Annotated in this window: 15 protein-coding genes; 2 read left to right on the forward strand and 13 right to left on the reverse strand. The window is 57.6% G+C overall.

From position 1 onward, the window contains the following. Window positions 1-17: 17 nt before the first annotated feature. A complete protein-coding gene (glnA, locus tag ACIQWS_RS08560; protein WP_223613278.1) occupies window positions 18-1,427 on the forward strand; it encodes a type I glutamate--ammonia ligase in 1,410 nt (469 codons plus the stop codon). Window positions 1,428-1,881: 454 nt separating this feature from the next. Here the strand turns inward: glnA and ACIQWS_RS08565 are convergent, their stop codons facing one another. Genes ACIQWS_RS08565 through crcB form a run of 3 tightly spaced genes read right to left on the reverse strand, consistent with a single transcriptional unit; the run spans window position 1,882 to window position 4,115 of the window. After that, complete coding sequence (locus ACIQWS_RS08565) at window positions 1,882-2,676, reverse strand: ATP12 family chaperone protein (protein ID WP_403174726.1); 795 nt, start codon at window positions 2,674-2,676, stop codon at window positions 1,882-1,884. A gap of 35 nt (window positions 2,677-2,711) precedes the next feature. Further along, entirely contained in the window at window positions 2,712-3,701 is a 990-nt protein-coding gene (locus ACIQWS_RS08570; RefSeq protein ID WP_403174733.1) for an RluA family pseudouridine synthase, read from the reverse strand. Window positions 3,702-3,737: 36 nt separating this feature from the next. Next, window positions 3,738-4,115, reverse strand: coding sequence for a fluoride efflux transporter CrcB (gene crcB, locus ACIQWS_RS08575; protein WP_346306200.1), 378 nt, complete (start codon window positions 4,113-4,115; stop codon window positions 3,738-3,740). A gap of 205 nt (window positions 4,116-4,320) precedes the next feature. On the opposite strand from crcB, the gene ACIQWS_RS08580 reads away from it, so the two are divergent. Continuing rightward, window positions 4,321-6,099, forward strand: a complete 1,779-nt coding sequence (locus tag ACIQWS_RS08580; protein WP_403174741.1) for a glucan ABC transporter ATP-binding protein/ permease — start codon at window positions 4,321-4,323, stop codon at window positions 6,097-6,099. Between the two features lie 91 nt (window positions 6,100-6,190). On the opposite strand, the gene ACIQWS_RS08585 is transcribed toward ACIQWS_RS08580, so the two are convergent. The 10 genes from ACIQWS_RS08585 to secY form a co-directional block, all read right to left on the reverse strand. After that, the gene (locus ACIQWS_RS08585; RefSeq protein WP_403174746.1) at window positions 6,191-7,501 is read right to left on the reverse strand and encodes a replication-associated recombination protein A; all 1,311 of its coding nucleotides are present in this window, start codon (window positions 7,499-7,501) and stop codon (window positions 6,191-6,193) included. Between the two features lie 17 nt (window positions 7,502-7,518). Further along, window positions 7,519-8,946 carry a DegQ family serine endoprotease gene (locus tag ACIQWS_RS08590; RefSeq protein ID WP_374042635.1) on the reverse strand — a complete coding sequence of 476 codons (1,428 nt, stop codon included), beginning with the start codon at window positions 8,944-8,946 and terminating at the stop codon, window positions 7,519-7,521. 98 nt (window positions 8,947-9,044) lie between these two features. Beyond that, window positions 9,045-9,467: a type II toxin-antitoxin system VapC family toxin gene (locus ACIQWS_RS08595; protein WP_403174754.1), complete on the reverse strand. Its 423-nt coding sequence runs from the start codon at window positions 9,465-9,467 to the stop codon at window positions 9,045-9,047. Next, window positions 9,467-9,709, reverse strand: a complete 243-nt coding sequence (locus tag ACIQWS_RS08600; RefSeq protein WP_403174756.1) for a type II toxin-antitoxin system Phd/YefM family antitoxin — start codon at window positions 9,707-9,709, stop codon at window positions 9,467-9,469. The genes ACIQWS_RS08595 and ACIQWS_RS08600 overlap by 1 nt, the downstream gene beginning before the upstream one ends. A 136-nt stretch (window positions 9,710-9,845) precedes the next feature. After that, entirely contained in the window at window positions 9,846-10,274 is a 429-nt protein-coding gene (gene rplQ / locus ACIQWS_RS08605; RefSeq protein WP_223613272.1) for a 50S ribosomal protein L17, read from the reverse strand. 67 nt (window positions 10,275-10,341) lie between these two features. Further along, window positions 10,342-11,355, reverse strand: coding sequence for a DNA-directed RNA polymerase subunit alpha (locus tag ACIQWS_RS08610; RefSeq protein ID WP_112526662.1), 1,014 nt, complete (start codon window positions 11,353-11,355; stop codon window positions 10,342-10,344). 109 nt (window positions 11,356-11,464) lie between these two features. Next, window positions 11,465-11,854, reverse strand: a complete 390-nt coding sequence (gene rpsK / locus ACIQWS_RS08615; RefSeq protein ID WP_008124952.1) for a 30S ribosomal protein S11 — start codon at window positions 11,852-11,854, stop codon at window positions 11,465-11,467. Window positions 11,855-11,984: 130 nt separating this feature from the next. Then, window positions 11,985-12,353: a 30S ribosomal protein S13 gene (gene rpsM, locus ACIQWS_RS08620; protein WP_008124949.1), complete on the reverse strand. Its 369-nt coding sequence runs from the start codon at window positions 12,351-12,353 to the stop codon at window positions 11,985-11,987. 211 nt (window positions 12,354-12,564) lie between these two features. Continuing rightward, window positions 12,565-13,215: an adenylate kinase gene (locus ACIQWS_RS08625; protein ID WP_223613271.1), complete on the reverse strand. Its 651-nt coding sequence runs from the start codon at window positions 13,213-13,215 to the stop codon at window positions 12,565-12,567. Further along, a complete protein-coding gene (secY, locus tag ACIQWS_RS08630) occupies window positions 13,212-14,552 on the reverse strand; it encodes a preprotein translocase subunit SecY (protein WP_223613270.1) in 1,341 nt (446 codons plus the stop codon). The genes ACIQWS_RS08625 and secY overlap by 4 nt, the downstream gene beginning before the upstream one ends. Window positions 14,553-14,740: the final 188 nt, after the last annotated feature.

Raw genomic sequence — 14,740 nt, forward strand, 5'->3', positions numbered from 1 at the left:
GAACAAGGAAAATTGACATGACGACCGCAAAAGACATTCTCAAACAGATCAAAGACAATGATGTAAAATTCCTTGACCTTCGCTTCACGGATCCGAAGGGCAAGCTGCAGCACGTGACGATGGACGTTGCCGAAGTCGATGAAGACATGTTTGCCGATGGCGTCATGTTCGATGGTTCCTCCATTGCCGGCTGGAAGGCCATCAACGAATCCGACATGGTTCTCATGCCTGACACCGACACGGTGCACATGGACCCGTTCTTCGCGCAGTCGACCATGGTCATCCTCTGCGACATTCTCGACCCGATCTCCGGTGAAGCCTACAACCGCGACCCGCGCGGCACCGCCAAGAAAGCCGAAGCCTACATGAAGGCGGAAGGCGTTGGCGACACCATCTTCGTTGGCCCGGAAGCTGAGTTCTTCGTCTTCGACGACGTGAAGTACAAGGCCGACCCATACAACACAGGCTTCAAGCTCGACTCCACCGAACTGCCGTCCAACGACGACACCGATTATGAAACCGGCAACCTTGGCCACCGCCCGCGCGTCAAGGGCGGTTATTTCCCGGTTCCTCCGGTCGATTCCTGCCAGGACATGCGCTCGGAAATGCTCACGGTTCTGACCGAAATGGGCGTTCGCGTTGAAAAGCATCACCACGAAGTGGCGGCAGCACAGCACGAGCTGGGCATCAAGTTCGACGCCCTCACCCGCAACGCCGACAAGATGCTGATCTACAAGTACGTCGTGCATCAGGTTGCCAATGCCTATGGCAAGACAGCCACCTTCATGCCGAAGCCGATTTTCGGCGACAACGGCTCGGGCATGCACGTGCATATGTCAATCTGGAAGGATGGCAAGCCAACCTTCGCCGGCAATGAATATGCCGGTCTGTCGGAAAACTGCCTGTTCTTCATCGGCGGCATCATCAAGCATGCCAAGGCAATCAACGCCTTCACCAACCCGTCGACCAACTCCTACAAGCGTCTGGTCCCAGGTTACGAAGCTCCGGTTCTGCTGGCTTACTCCGCCCGCAACCGTTCGGCGTCCTGCCGTATTCCGTTCGGCTCCTCGCCGAAGTCGAAGCGCGTTGAAATCCGCTTTCCGGATCCGACAGCCAACCCCTATCTCGGCTTTGCCGCGATGCTGATGGCCGGTCTCGACGGCATCAAGAACAAGATCCATCCCGGCCAGCCGATGGACAAGGATCTCTATGATCTTCCTGCCAAGGAACTCAAGAAGATCCCGACCGTCTGCGGTTCGCTGCGTGAAGCGCTCCAGAGCCTCGACAAGGATCGCGGCTTCCTCAAGGCCGGCGGCGTGTTCGACGATGACCAGATCGACAGCTTCATCGAACTGAAGATGGCCGAAGTGATGCGCTACGAAATGACCCCGCATCCCGTCGAATACGACATGTACTACTCAGTCTGATCGGATCAGTTTGTCTATAAAGGAAACCCCGGGCATGCCCGGGGTTTTTCATTAGACCAAGGTATGGTCTTTAAAATTCGCGGAAGAATGATATATTTGCCTTGGAGTGAGAGGCGAGCTTTCGCCCGCCTCCCTCTTCCTAGATGATGAATCGAACCCGGAGCAAGACTTGCCAGCCTGTCCGGGTTCTTTTCATTTCCAGGGTGATAACAAGCGGTTTGAACCGCATCGCTTCACCTCCAAGTTCAAAGGCAAGGCCATTGCCATGGTCGGAAGGCCCATCTTTCCGACGCGCTGCTGGCACAGCGCATCCTGCTTCGCCCTTGAAACTCTGTATTGAAATTATTGCGCTCGGTTTTGGTGAAGGCAATAAACGTACAGTTGAATCAATGCGATACAGCAATATCCTGACTAGATATATGGTAGCAAAGACGTGCTTCAGACCCAGTCCGCGCTATGACGCCGCGATCGCCTGAAGCACCTTCACCGCAGCGATCATCTCGCGCTCACGCAAAGCCCGCCGGGCTGACGCTTCCGCATCTTCGCCCCACTGCTCGATCGTCCAGTCTTCGTCGACATGCGCCAGCATCCAGGCTTCGTCGCCGGTAATACGGCCCTTTGCCACGGCAAGCGCGAGAATAGCCGATCCGGTCAGTGTCGTGATCGTGTGCAGGGCGGCAACGGTAAAGGCATCCCTGAACTGTCCGAGATGCACGCCGAGCGCGGCAAGCGTCTCGCGCGGCTGTTCCACATGCATGACGCCCTCGGCAAGGACGAAACGTGCGCCAAGATCGGAGGCGGCCCAATCGATAATGGGATCCCAGAGGTCCGTCTGGCGCTTGACCAGCCGTTCAGGCGAACCCGCGCGATAGCACAGCATGTCCGAAGAGGCGAAACGCAGCACGTCCTCAAGCACGACCTGGGGATCGCTGATGATCCCATCGATCGCCGTGTTGGCCAGACGGGTGGCAGGCATGCGCGCCGGGACGATATCCTTGTCCTGCGCGGCGAATTCATCGGCAATCATCTGCGCCAAAGCGCGGTTTGGCAGCAACAGATCCTGCCGCGCCGGCGTCTTGACGCGCTTGCCGTCCAGTTCAACGGCAAACTGACCATCCCGCTCAACAACCGCTACCGCATTGTAGAAGCGCTTGGGAAACGGCAGATTCGACTGGACCTGCGCCCGGCGCACCGGATCCGTATCCGACGGACCTTGCGGCATGTCCATATTGAAAAGGTCATTGTTCATCGTCATCGTCCGTATGCGTTACCGGTCAGCCTGTTCTAATTCTCTTCGTCGCCGTCGCTTTCGTCGAGACCCAGAAGGTTCCACGTCTGCACCATATGCGGTGGCAGCGGTGCCGTGACATCGATGATCCCGCCCGATGGATTGGGAATGCGGATGCGGCGCGCGTGCAGGTGCAGGCGGTTCTGGATGCCGCCGGGGAAAGACCAGTTGGTGTCGGCCTCGAAATATTTGGGATCGCCGATGATCGGGCAGCCGATATGGGCGGCATGGACGCGCAACTGATGCGTGCGGCCGGTATAGGGCTCCATTTCCAGCCAGGTCAGCACCTGCCCGGCGGATTCGATGACCCGGTAATAGGAAACCGCATGATCGGAGTCGGGCTCCCCGTGCTGGGCAACACGCATCCGGTCGCCATCGGGCGTTGTTTCCTTGACCAGCCAGGTGGTGATCTTGTCCTCGCGCTTGCGTGGAATACCCTTGACCAGTGCCCAGTAGGTTTTCTTGGTCTCGCGCTCGCGGAACGCCGCGGTCAAAGCCTGCGCCGCACCGCGCGTGCGCGCAACCACGAGAACGCCTGATGTATCGCGGTCAAGCCGGTGCACAAGCCGGGGTTTTTCACCCTTCTTGTTGCGCCATGCTTCGAGCATGTCGTCCACATGGCGATTGACGCCGGAACCGCCCTGCACTGCCAGGCCAGCCGGCTTGTTGAACACGAAAACCTTGGGATCTTCGTAGAGCAGCATCTGGGAGAGGACGTCACCATCTTCCCGGCCGCGAATGCTCTTGCCGGTCAGGTGCTGGCCTTCGGCCTTGGCGTCCACCTGCAAGGGCGGAATGCGCACGGTCTGGCCAGCCTGCAGGCGCGTATCGGACTTGGCGCGTGAGCCATCCACCCGGATCTGCCCGGACCGCAGCAATTTCTGCAGGTGTCCGAAGCCCAATCCCGGATAATGTACCTTGAACCATCGGTCGAGGCGCATTTCCGCTTCGCCGGTGTCAACTGTCTTCTGCTCTACCACTGCCATAAGTCATACCTTGTCTAATCAGGCATGCGCTTAGCACTAAGCGACCGCTCTTGCGAGCCATAATCCGAAAAACAACGCCCCAATGCTCAAGATGACGCTCGCAAGCACATAAATCAGCGTGAAAAGTGCTTCTCCGCGGTTCCACAGCAGCGCAACGTCGAGCGAGAACGAGGAAAAGGTGGTGAAGCCTCCCATAATGCCAACCGCAACAAACAGGCGCAGCTCGGTGGAACCGTTGAAACGCCGGGCCAAGAGCTCAATGAACAGGCCCATCAGCAATCCGCCGGCCACGTTCACGGTCAGCGTTCCCCAGGGAAAAGCCATGCCAAAAATCCGGGTCATCAGCACGCCGACGAGATATCGGGCAACCGAACCGATAGCTCCGCCTGATGCAACCAGTAATATTGCGTTCACTTTGCCTCACCTCCGGCAGTTTATTCTATGAAGTCAAATATTTGACTCATCACGGGACGTTAACAAACGTAGAAAAATGTTCCTTGAACAGACGCGGAACTGACACAACTTTAGAGCATTGAATATTGCAGCGCACAAGCACCTCATGCAGAGTCAAAAATTGAGGAATGTGCGCAGAAGCGGGCATAACGAGCGGAGTGGCAAAGTGTCATTGATACAGATCTATTGGAAATCTCTCCAATATCTTGGGGCGGAAAGGCGTGCAACCACGTTTATCTGCCTGGTCAACGTTGCGTTGGCCCTGACCATGCTGTTTGAGCCCGTACTTGTGGGCCGCGTCATTCAGGCCATCTCCACCAAGACAGCCATATGGCCGCCTCTGAGCCAGCTGGCCGGTGTTGGTTTGTTCCATATCGTTGCCAATGTTCTGGTTTCGCGCGAAGCGGACCGGCTTGCGCATCGCCGCAAACTGTCGGTGCTGACGGAATCGTACAACCGCGTGATCAGCATGCCGCTCGCCTGGCATCATCAGCGCGGCACATCCAATGCCATGCACACCCTTCTGCGCGCGATTGAAACACTGTTCAGCCTCTGGCTTGAATTCATGCGCACGCACCTTGCCACCACCGTTGCTCTGGTCGGACTTGTTCCGCTGGCTTTGGCCCAGGATTGGCGTCTCGCTTCGGTTCTGGCCGTGCTTGGCGTCATCTATGTCATCGTCAGCCGTGTTGTCACAGCCAAGACCAAGGACGGTCAGGCTCAGGTCGAGCGTCATCATATCAAGGCATTCAGCCACGTGACCGACTCCATGGGCAATATCTCCGTCCTGCAAAGCTATAACCGCATCGACGAAGAAACCCGTGCCTTGCAGTCCTATACAAAACAGTTGCTGGACTCGCAGTATCCGGTTCTCAACTGGTGGGCCCTCGCTGCCGGTATCAACCGCATGGCCTCCATCATTTCGATGGTCGTCATCCTGTTCCTCGGCTCCTATTTCGTCATGCACAACCAGATGAATGTCGGCCAGGTTGTTGCCTTCACCGGCTTCGCCGCCCTGCTCATCGGCCGTCTTGACCAGCTCAGCGCCTTTGTGAACCAGATCTTTGCTGCCCGCGCCAAGCTGGAAGACTTCTACGAAATGGAAGATTCCGCGGCCTACCAGGCCGAACCGAAGGCCGTGCATGACCTCGACAACATCAGCGGCGAAGTCGAATTCCAGAACGTGTCGTTCGAATTTGCCAAGTCCACACAGGGCCTGAAGAATGTATCGTTCAAGGCGAAAGCCGGCCAGACGGTTGCCATCGTCGGTCCGACAGGCGCCGGCAAGACGACGCTGATCAACGTGCTGCAGCGCGTCTACGATCCCAAGGAAGGCCGTGTGCTTGTCGATGGCATCGATACCCGCACCATCAGCCGCCGCTCGTTGCGCAATGCAATCGCCACGGTGTTTCAGGATGCAGGCATGTTCAACCGCAGCATCGAGGAAAACATCCGCGTCGGCCGTCCGAAGGCTTCGGACGAGGATGTTGCGGCGGCGGCGGCAGCAGCCGATGCCAGCGACTTCATCCTGTCGAAGTCAGCCGGTTTCGACACGATGGTTGGTGAACGCGGTTCGCAGCTTTCCGGCGGTGAACGCCAGCGTGTTGCCATTGCCCGCGCCATCCTGAAGGATGCACCGATCCTCGTTCTCGACGAGGCAACCAGTGCGCTTGACGTCGAAACCGAGGCACGCGTCAAGGCGGCCGTCGACAAGCTGTGCCAGAACCGCACGACCTTCATCATCGCACACCGCCTGTCGACGGTTCGCGACGCTGACATCGTGCTCTTCATGGATCACGGTGAGATCGTCGAGTCCGGCAGCTTTGACGAGCTGGCACACCAGAACGGCCGCTTCACGGCGCTGCTCAAGGCCGGTGGTCTCAAGCTGGACGACGACACGGCAAACGTCACGCCCTTCCCGCGCAAGCCGCCGGAAGCCGCGTAATCCTGGAGATGATCAACCCGATAAAAAGGCCGCTTCATTTGAAGCGGCCTTTTTCTTGATCCCAATCGGACGTGCCGACGTCAGGCGCGGCCTATTCGCCGCGCTCGACCCTCAGCCGGTTCCAGTATTCGATCCGTTTGCGGATTTCGCGTTCGAAGCCGCGCTCGGGCGGATTGTAAAAGGTCTGGCGGCCAAGCGCGTCGGGAAAATAGTTCTGCCCGGAAAATGCATCCGGCTGGTCGTGGTCGTAGGCATACCCCTTGCCGTAGCCCTCACCCTTCATCAGCTTGGTCGGTGCATTCAGGATGTGCTTGGGCGGCACAAGCGAGCCGTTTTCCTTTGCCGTGCGCATCGCCGCAGCAAACGCCGTATAGACCGCGTTCGATTTGGGAGCCGTCGCCAGATAGACGCAGGCCTGCGCCAGCGCGAGTTCGCCCTCGGGTGAACCGAGATAGTCATAGGCATCCTTGGCCGCATTGCAGATGACCAGAGCCTGCGGATCGGCGAGCCCGATATCCTCACTCGCCATCCGCACCAGACGCCTGCCGATAAACAGCGGGTCTTCTCCCGCATCGAACATGCGGCAGAGATAATACAGCGCTGCATCCGGATCGGACCCGCGCACGGATTTGTGCAGGGCAGAGATCAGATTGTAATGCCCGTCCTGCCCCTTGTCATAGACGGGGGCGCGGCGCTGCACGATCTGCTGGACCCGCTCGACATTGAAGATTTCGCCGGTGCGGGCCGCGCGCCAGACTTCCTCGGCCAGTGTCAGGATCGCCCGGCCATCGCCGTCCGCCATGCGCACCAGGCTCGCCCGCGCCTCGTCGTCCAGAGGCAGCGGCTTGCCTTCATGTTCCTCGGCGCGCTGCATCAGCGCCATCAGGCTGGCTTCGTCGTGCGGATGAAACACAAGGACGCGCGCACGTGACAAGAGAGCGGCATTGAGCTCGAAGGACGGGTTTTCCGTGGTCGCACCCACGAGCACAATCGTCCCGTCTTCCATGACAGGCAGAAACGAATCCTGCTGGGCACGGTTGAAGCGGTGAATCTCGTCGACGAACAACAGTGTCTGGCGGCCCGACATTTTGCGGGCGCGGGCCATGTCAAAAACCTTCTTCAGGTCGGCAACACCGGAAAAAATGGCCGATATCTGTTCGAAGGCAAGATTGGTCTCACCAGCAAGCAACCGCGCCACGGTGGTTTTACCCGTTCCGGGCGGTCCCCAGAAAATCATCGATCCCAGTGAGCCGGATTCGATCATGCGCGTCAGCACGCCTTCCGGTCCGGTCAGGTGCTCCTGGCCGGTGACTTCGCCAAGCGAGCGCGGACGCAAACGGTCAGCAAGCGGCCTGCTCCGGTCCGAAGCCGGATCCTCCTTTGCTGCAAACAGATCCGTCATTGCCCCATCTGCCTCATTTATCGAATGATCTGCCGGATGATTGCGCCATCCCGCTCGAATTCAAAGCGCCACAGGACCGGCTTGGTTGCCATCACAGTCGCCAGATCGGCGGCGGTCGCAATATCACGACCATTGACCTTGCGCACGATATCGCCGGGCTGCAAGCCGATCCGCGCGGCCGGCGTATTGGCAAAAATCTTTTCCACCGCAACGCCGGTCGTTTCCGCCGACAGGTGCAGTCTTGTCGCGCTGCTGGGCGTGAGTGTGATGACCTGCGCGCCGGAAAGCGGATTCTTGCCCTGGATCACCGTCTTGTTGGCGGGATCGTCCGGCCGCGGCTTTTCCAGAACGAGGGAAATCACCTTCTCCTTCGACCGGCTCAAGACATTGAGCTTGACGGTCTTGCCGATCCCGGCGGTCGACAGGCGATAGCCCAGGCCATCGAAATTCTCGATGCGGAAATCATCAACCGCCAGAATCACGTCACCAACCTGCAGTCCGCCTTTCTCAGCCGGTCCATCCTTGGCAACGTTCGTGACGAGCGCGCCATAGGGCTGCTTCATGCCCAGGCCTTCGGCCACATCGGACGTCACGTTCTGGAAGGTCGCGCCGATATAGGGGCGCTCGAACTTGTCGCCGCCCTGCTTTGCCGTTTCAACCACGGCCCGCACCATGTTCGACGGGATGGCGAAGCCGATCCCCACCGAACCGCCGGAGCGGGAGAAGATCGCCGTGTTGATGCCGACAAGCTTGCCGTCCATGCCGATGAGCGCGCCACCGGAATTGCCGGGATTGATCGCCGCATCCGTCTGGATGAAGAAATCAAAATCCGAAATCCCCACCCGGGTACGCGCCTGCGCCGAGACGATGCCGCTGGTGACGGTCTGGCCCACGCCAAAGGGATTGCCGATGGCAAGAACCAGATCACCCACCTCAACCTTGTCCGAATCCGCCAGCTGCAGGATCGGCAATTGCTCCCCGGCCTCGATCTTGAGGATGGCGAGATCCGTTGATTCATCCTTCAGGAGAATGCGCGATTCAAACTCGCGGCCATCCGAGAGGGCAATCTTGACAGTTTCCGCATCGCGGATGACGTGGTTGTTGGTGACCACGATGCCCGAGGCGTCGACGATAACGCCGGAACCGAGCGATGACTGGATGCGCGGCGGGCCATTGAACTGGCCGCCAAAGAACTGCTCGAAAAACGGATCACCGGCAAAAGGCGAACGCTGCTGCACTTCCCGTGCCGCATAGACATTGACGACCGCCCCGGCAGTCTGCTTGACGAGCGGCGCAAACGACAATTGTGTATCCACACGTGATGCCGGAACCTGCTTTGCCGTATCGGCCGCCGTCTGCGCATGCACCGGGACGATCATGGCGGAAACGAGTGCGGAGGTGACGAGCAGCGCCCGGGCCGATTGCGCGATTTTGGAACAACTCATGTCGATCTCCCGAACTGATGAATCAGTAAAACGTGTTAATCCAATGTGCTGAATTTCAACGCGGATACCAGCCATGAAACAAAGCAAATTTGAGACATTCAAAGCAGCTTCGTCATTGCGCCGATATTCTCGCCCGCTTCAGCAAATTTGCGGTCCAGGGTATAGATGGTGGCGCCGTGATGAATAGCAACCGCCAGATGGAGCGCATCACCCGCTCTTACCCCTGACACGTAGCGATCTGTGATCTGAGCAGCCGACCGAAACATCAATGCCGTGATAGGCAGTGTTTCAAAGGATTCGCTCACGAGACGATGAAAGGCGGCAAGAGAACTGTTGCGATGCTGCACCTGCAGTTGCTGGGTGCGTACCTTGAGGGACAAGGCTGACGAGAACTCGGTGATTGTCCAATCACTCACAGCCATTTTTTCATTGTGCTGGCTTGCGAGCCAGTCAAGCACGCGTGCTGTCTGGCTTTCCGATGTCAGCGCAGCGACGAGAACGGATGTGTCGAGGTAAAGCATCAATAGCGGTCTTGATCACGCATCGCGCGGACAAAGTCGCCGCCCGAGACCGGCTGTTCCGGCATATTTTCCGTAAGCTGTCGCAATGCCGCTATATCGATCGGCTTGCGCGGCACGCCGGCTGGCACCAGTTGGGCTACCAGTTTGCCCCGGCGCAAAATCTGCACGGTCTCTCCCGCTTCGACCTGATCGATCAATTCGCTGAGATGTGCTTTCGCGTCAACAAGATTGACTGTACCCATCCGGCTCTCCTGACCATTTAACTAGTCATATATAGCGTCAATACAGTCCAGTTTCAACGGCGCGAAAGTCGAGCAAAAACAGAAAAGGGGCCCGTAAAGGCCCCTGTCCCAAAATCATCGATGCGGAAGCGCTGGATTATGCGGCTTCGGCTTCGTTTGCCTGTTCGGCAGCAACGCGGGCCAAATCCTTGGAACCCTTGGCGCTGACATCGCGATCAACGAACTCGACAACGGCGAGCGGTGCATTGTCACCGGTGCGGAAGCCTGCCTTCATGATGCGGATGTAACCGCCGTTGCGCTGACCGTAGCGCGGAGCAAGCGTGTCAAACAGCTTTGCTACGAGCTTGGCATCGCGGATCGCCGAAATGGCCTGACGACGCGCGTGCAGATCACCGCGCTTGCCGAGCGTGACAAGCTTTTCAACGATGGGACGAATTTCCTTGGCCTTGGGCAGCGTTGTAACGATCTGCTCATGCTCAATCAATGATGCAGCCATATTGGCAAACATCGCCTTACGATGGCTGGCAGTCCGGTTAAGCTTGCGGCCTGAATTACCGTGGCGCATGAGCCTTCTCCTTCAATTTCTCAGTTCGGGCTCATTGCCCGGGCTTGGTTGTCGGGCAGAGCCCGGATTAATACTGGTCTTCGTAACGCTTCGCGAGGTCTTCAATGTTTTCTGGCGGCCAGGATGGGACTTCCATACCGAGATGGAGACCCATGGAAGCCAGAACTTCCTTGATTTCGTTCAGCGACTTGCGACCAAAGTTCGGTGTGCGCAGCATTTCTGCTTCTGTCTTCTGAATAAGATCGCCGATATAGACGATGTTATCATTCTTCAGGCAGTTTGCCGAGCGTACGGAAAGTTCGAGTTCGTCGACCTTCTTGAGCAGAGCCGGATTGAACGCAAGTTCAGTGACCTGTTCCTGCTGTACTTCCTTCTGCGGCTCGTCAAAGTTGACGAAGATCGCCAGCTGGTCCTGCAGGATGCGTGCTGCATAGGCAACGGCATCTTCGCCGGAGATCGAACCATCGGTCTCGATGGAAAGGATCAGCTTGTCATAATCGAGAACCTGTCCCTCGCGGGTGTTTTCGATCTTGTACGATACTTTGCGAACCGGTGAGTAGAGGCTGTCAACCGGGATCAGGCCGATTGGCGCATCTTCTGCACGGTTGCGGTCAGCCGGAACGTAGCCCTTGCCGGTGTTGACGGTGAATTCCATGCGGATTTCAGCGCCTTCGTCCAGCGTGCAGATAACGTGTTCTGGGTTGAGGATTTCGATATCGCCAACCGTCTGAATGTCGCCAGCCGTCACAACGCCTGGGCCTTCCTTGCGGACGACCATGCGCTTGGGACCATCGCTTTCCATGTGGATCGCGATTTCCTTGATGTTCAGGACGATGTCCGTCACATCTTCACGAACGCCGGGGATCGACGAGAATTCATGCAGAACGCCATCGATCTGTACGGCAGTCACGGCAGCGCCGCGCAGCGAAGACAGAAGCACACGGCGCAGAGCATTGCCGAGCGTCAAGCCGAAGCCGCGTTCAAGCGGCTCGGCGACGACCGTTGCCTTTGTCTTCGAGCCGGAGGTCTGAAACTCGACCTTGTTCGGCTTGATCAGTTCTTGCCAGTTTTTCTGGATCATCTAGTTTTTCCCTATCCTTGCCTTGCCACCATCCAATCGTGGCAATGAAGCGTGGAAACCGCAGAGGAGCTGAATGTCAGCTCATGCGGCCAAATCTTGTCGAAACAGATTAGACGCGGCGACGCTTGCGCGGGCGGCAGCCATTGTGCGGGATCGGGGTCACATCGCGGATCGACGTGATCGTGAAACCAGCAGCCTGGAGCGCGCGCAGAGCCGATTCACGGCCGGAGCCCGGTCCGCAAACTTCAACTTCGAGCGAACGCATGCCATGTTCCTGTGCCTTCTTGGCACAATCTTCAGCAGCCATCTGTGCAGCGAAAGGCGTGGATTTACGCGAACCCTTGAAGCCCTGCGCACCGGCGGAGGACCAGGCAATCGCGTTGCCCTGCGCATCCGTGATGGTGATCATCGTGTTGTTGAATGTCGAATTAACGTGGGCAACGCCCGACGAAATATTTTTACGCTCGCGGCGGCGAACGCGTGTGGCTTCCTTGGCCATAGTAGTCCTTTCAGTTGATCTCGACGCCCCCGTATTTCCAGAGGCTCCACCATGGTTTCAGTTAAAGTGCGAAACCAGCACTTGTCTCTGCAATAGCAGAACCGGCGCAGCGAACCGCGCCGGCGTGATCTTACTTCTTCTTGCCGGCGATTGCCTTGGCAGGACCCTTGCGGGTACGCGCATTGGTATGCGTACGCTGGCCGCGAACCGGCAGGGAGCGGCGATGACGCAGACCGCGATAGCAGCCCAGATCCATCAGACGCTTGATGTTCATCGAAACTTCACGACGCAGATCACCCTCAACGTGGTAATCGCGGTCGATCGTTTCACGAATCTGCAAGACTTCGGCATCGGTCAACTGATTGACACGACGCTCCGCAGGAATGCCGACTTTCTCGACGATTTCCTGTGCAAACTTTTGACCAATCCCGTGAATGTACTGAAGCGCGATAACAACGCGCTTGTTCGTCGGGATGTTGACGCCAGCAATACGAGCCACGTCTGTTCTCCTTGTTAACCGGCAGAGCTGGGCAGTCAACGCGACCGGCCAGATGACGGGATGAAAATGATATCCGGGACAAACACAAACGATCAGCCCCGAACCTGCTTTACCGGATCGGCGCCGATCGCTTCATATCCAAGCGAATTTCCGCCGTCTTTGAAGGAATCGCTCCGAAAAGTCAACTCCTCCCGTACATTTTTGTCGGAAACTAAAGTTCCGCCAAAATTTTTTCGATCGATTTGGTGACTTCTTCGAAGTCCGCCATGCCATCGACCTTCTTCAACTTGCCCTTGGCGTAGTAATAGCCGATCAGGGGCGAAGTCTGCTTGTAGTATGCCTCGAGCCGCGTGCGGACCGTTTCAGCATTGTCATCGGGACGCCGCTTGAATTCCGTCGAACCGCATTTGTCGCACACGCCCGGTACCTTGGGCTGCTTGTTGGTGTCGTGATAACCGGTGCCGCACTTGGCACAGGTGTATCGACCCGAGATCCGCTCGACGAGCACATTGTCGTCGACCTCGAGCTCGATGACGCAATCCAGCTCAAATCCCTTGTCCGACAACATATCCTCGACCGCATCCGCCTGGACGAGTGTCCGCGGATAACCATCGAGAATGAAGCCATTGGCTGCATCGGGCTGATCAATGCGCTCGGAAACGATCGCATTGACGATTTCGTCGGATACCAGCTTGCCGGCATCCATCACAGCCTTGGCGCGCAAACCGACATCGGTTCCGGCTTTGACTGCGTCCCGCAACATGTCCCCGGTGGAGAGCTGCGGTATCCCTAGTTTTTCTACCAAGCGCTGAGACTGAGTTCCCTTACCTGCCCCCGGTGGTCCGAGAAGTATTAATCTCATCTGTTCCGCTTCCCTCCACGGAGCTTAGACTTCTTGATAAGCCCCTCATATTGATGCGCGATCAGGTGACCCTGGATCTGTGCAACCGTATCGAGCGTAACGCTCACGACAATCAGCAGCGATGTACCGCCGAGATAGAAAGGAACGCCAGCCCAGGAAATCAGGAACTCTGGCAGCATGCAGATCAACACGAGATAGGCTGCGCCAAGAACTGTAATGCGGGTCAGAACGTAGTCGATATATTCGGCCGTGCGTTCGCCAGGGCGAATGCCGGGAATAAAGCCGGAATGCTTCTTCAGCTGATCGGCGGTGTCCTTCGGATTGAAGACGAGCGCCGTGTAGAAGAAGGCAAAGAACACGATCATCGCGGCATAGGACGCCATATAGAGCGGCTGGCCATGGCCAAGCGAGGAAAGGATCGTCGTCGCCCAGCCGGGAAGACCTTCACTCTTGGCGAAGCCGGCAATGGTCGCAGGCAACAGCAGCAGCGAGGATGCGAAGATCGGAGGAATAACACCCGCTGTATTGAGCTTCAGCGGCAGGTGCGACGTATCGCCCTGGAACATGCGGTTGCCGACCTGGCGCTTCGGATACTGGATCAGCAGGCGGCGCTGTGCGCGTTCGACGAAGACAATGATACCGATGACGGCGATGGTCAGGATGATGATCGCCAGAATAACCGGGGTCGACAGGGCACCGGTACGGCCGAGTTCCAGCGTGCCGGAAATGGCCTGCGGCAGGTTGGCGACAATACCGGAGAAGATGATCAGCGAAATACCGTTGCCGATACCGCGTGCCGTGATCTGTTCGCCCAGCCACATCAGGAACATGGTTCCGCCGACGAGCGTGATAACGGTGGAAAACAGGAAGAACGGTCCGGGATTGGTCACGATACCCTGACTTCCCTGCAGGCCGACGGCAATCGCATAGGCCTGAACCGTTGCCAGAAGCACGGTGCCATAGCGCGTATACTGATTGATGACCTTGCGGCCCTGCTCTCCGTCCTTCTTCAGCTGTTCCAGAGCCGGGATGACCGAAGTCATCAGCTGAACAATGATCGATGCGGAGATGTAGGGCATGATGCCCAAGGCAAAAATCGCCATACGGGCCACGGCACCGCCGGCGAACATGTTGAACATGCCGAGGATGCCCTGCGCCTGATGGTTGAAGGCCTGGGCATAGGCGCCGAGATTGATACCCGGAAGCGGGATATAGGTGCCAAGCCGGTAAACCAGCAATGCCCCAAGTGTAAACCAGATGCGCTTTTTAAGCTCTTCAGCTTTGGAAAAAGCAGAGAAATTAAGATTGGAGGCGAGCTGTTCAGCGGCTGATGCCATAAGTAGTCTCCGGTCTGCGCCCGTCAGGCACTGACGGTCCTACCCAGATATGTGCCGTTACTGCGCCGTGCTTTCCCAAAACGTGCAGGGAATGCATCAACACTAAGATTTACCCATCATATTTACCAAAAGAATGATGCGGATTGATTTGGTAAATATGATCGGGGAAGACAAGATACAAGCGGCGA

Origin of the sequence: Phyllobacterium sp. NPDC097923 (genome assembly GCF_044760925.1) — a bacterium.
Lineage (GTDB): Bacteria > Pseudomonadota > Alphaproteobacteria > Rhizobiales > Rhizobiaceae > Phyllobacterium > Phyllobacterium calauticae.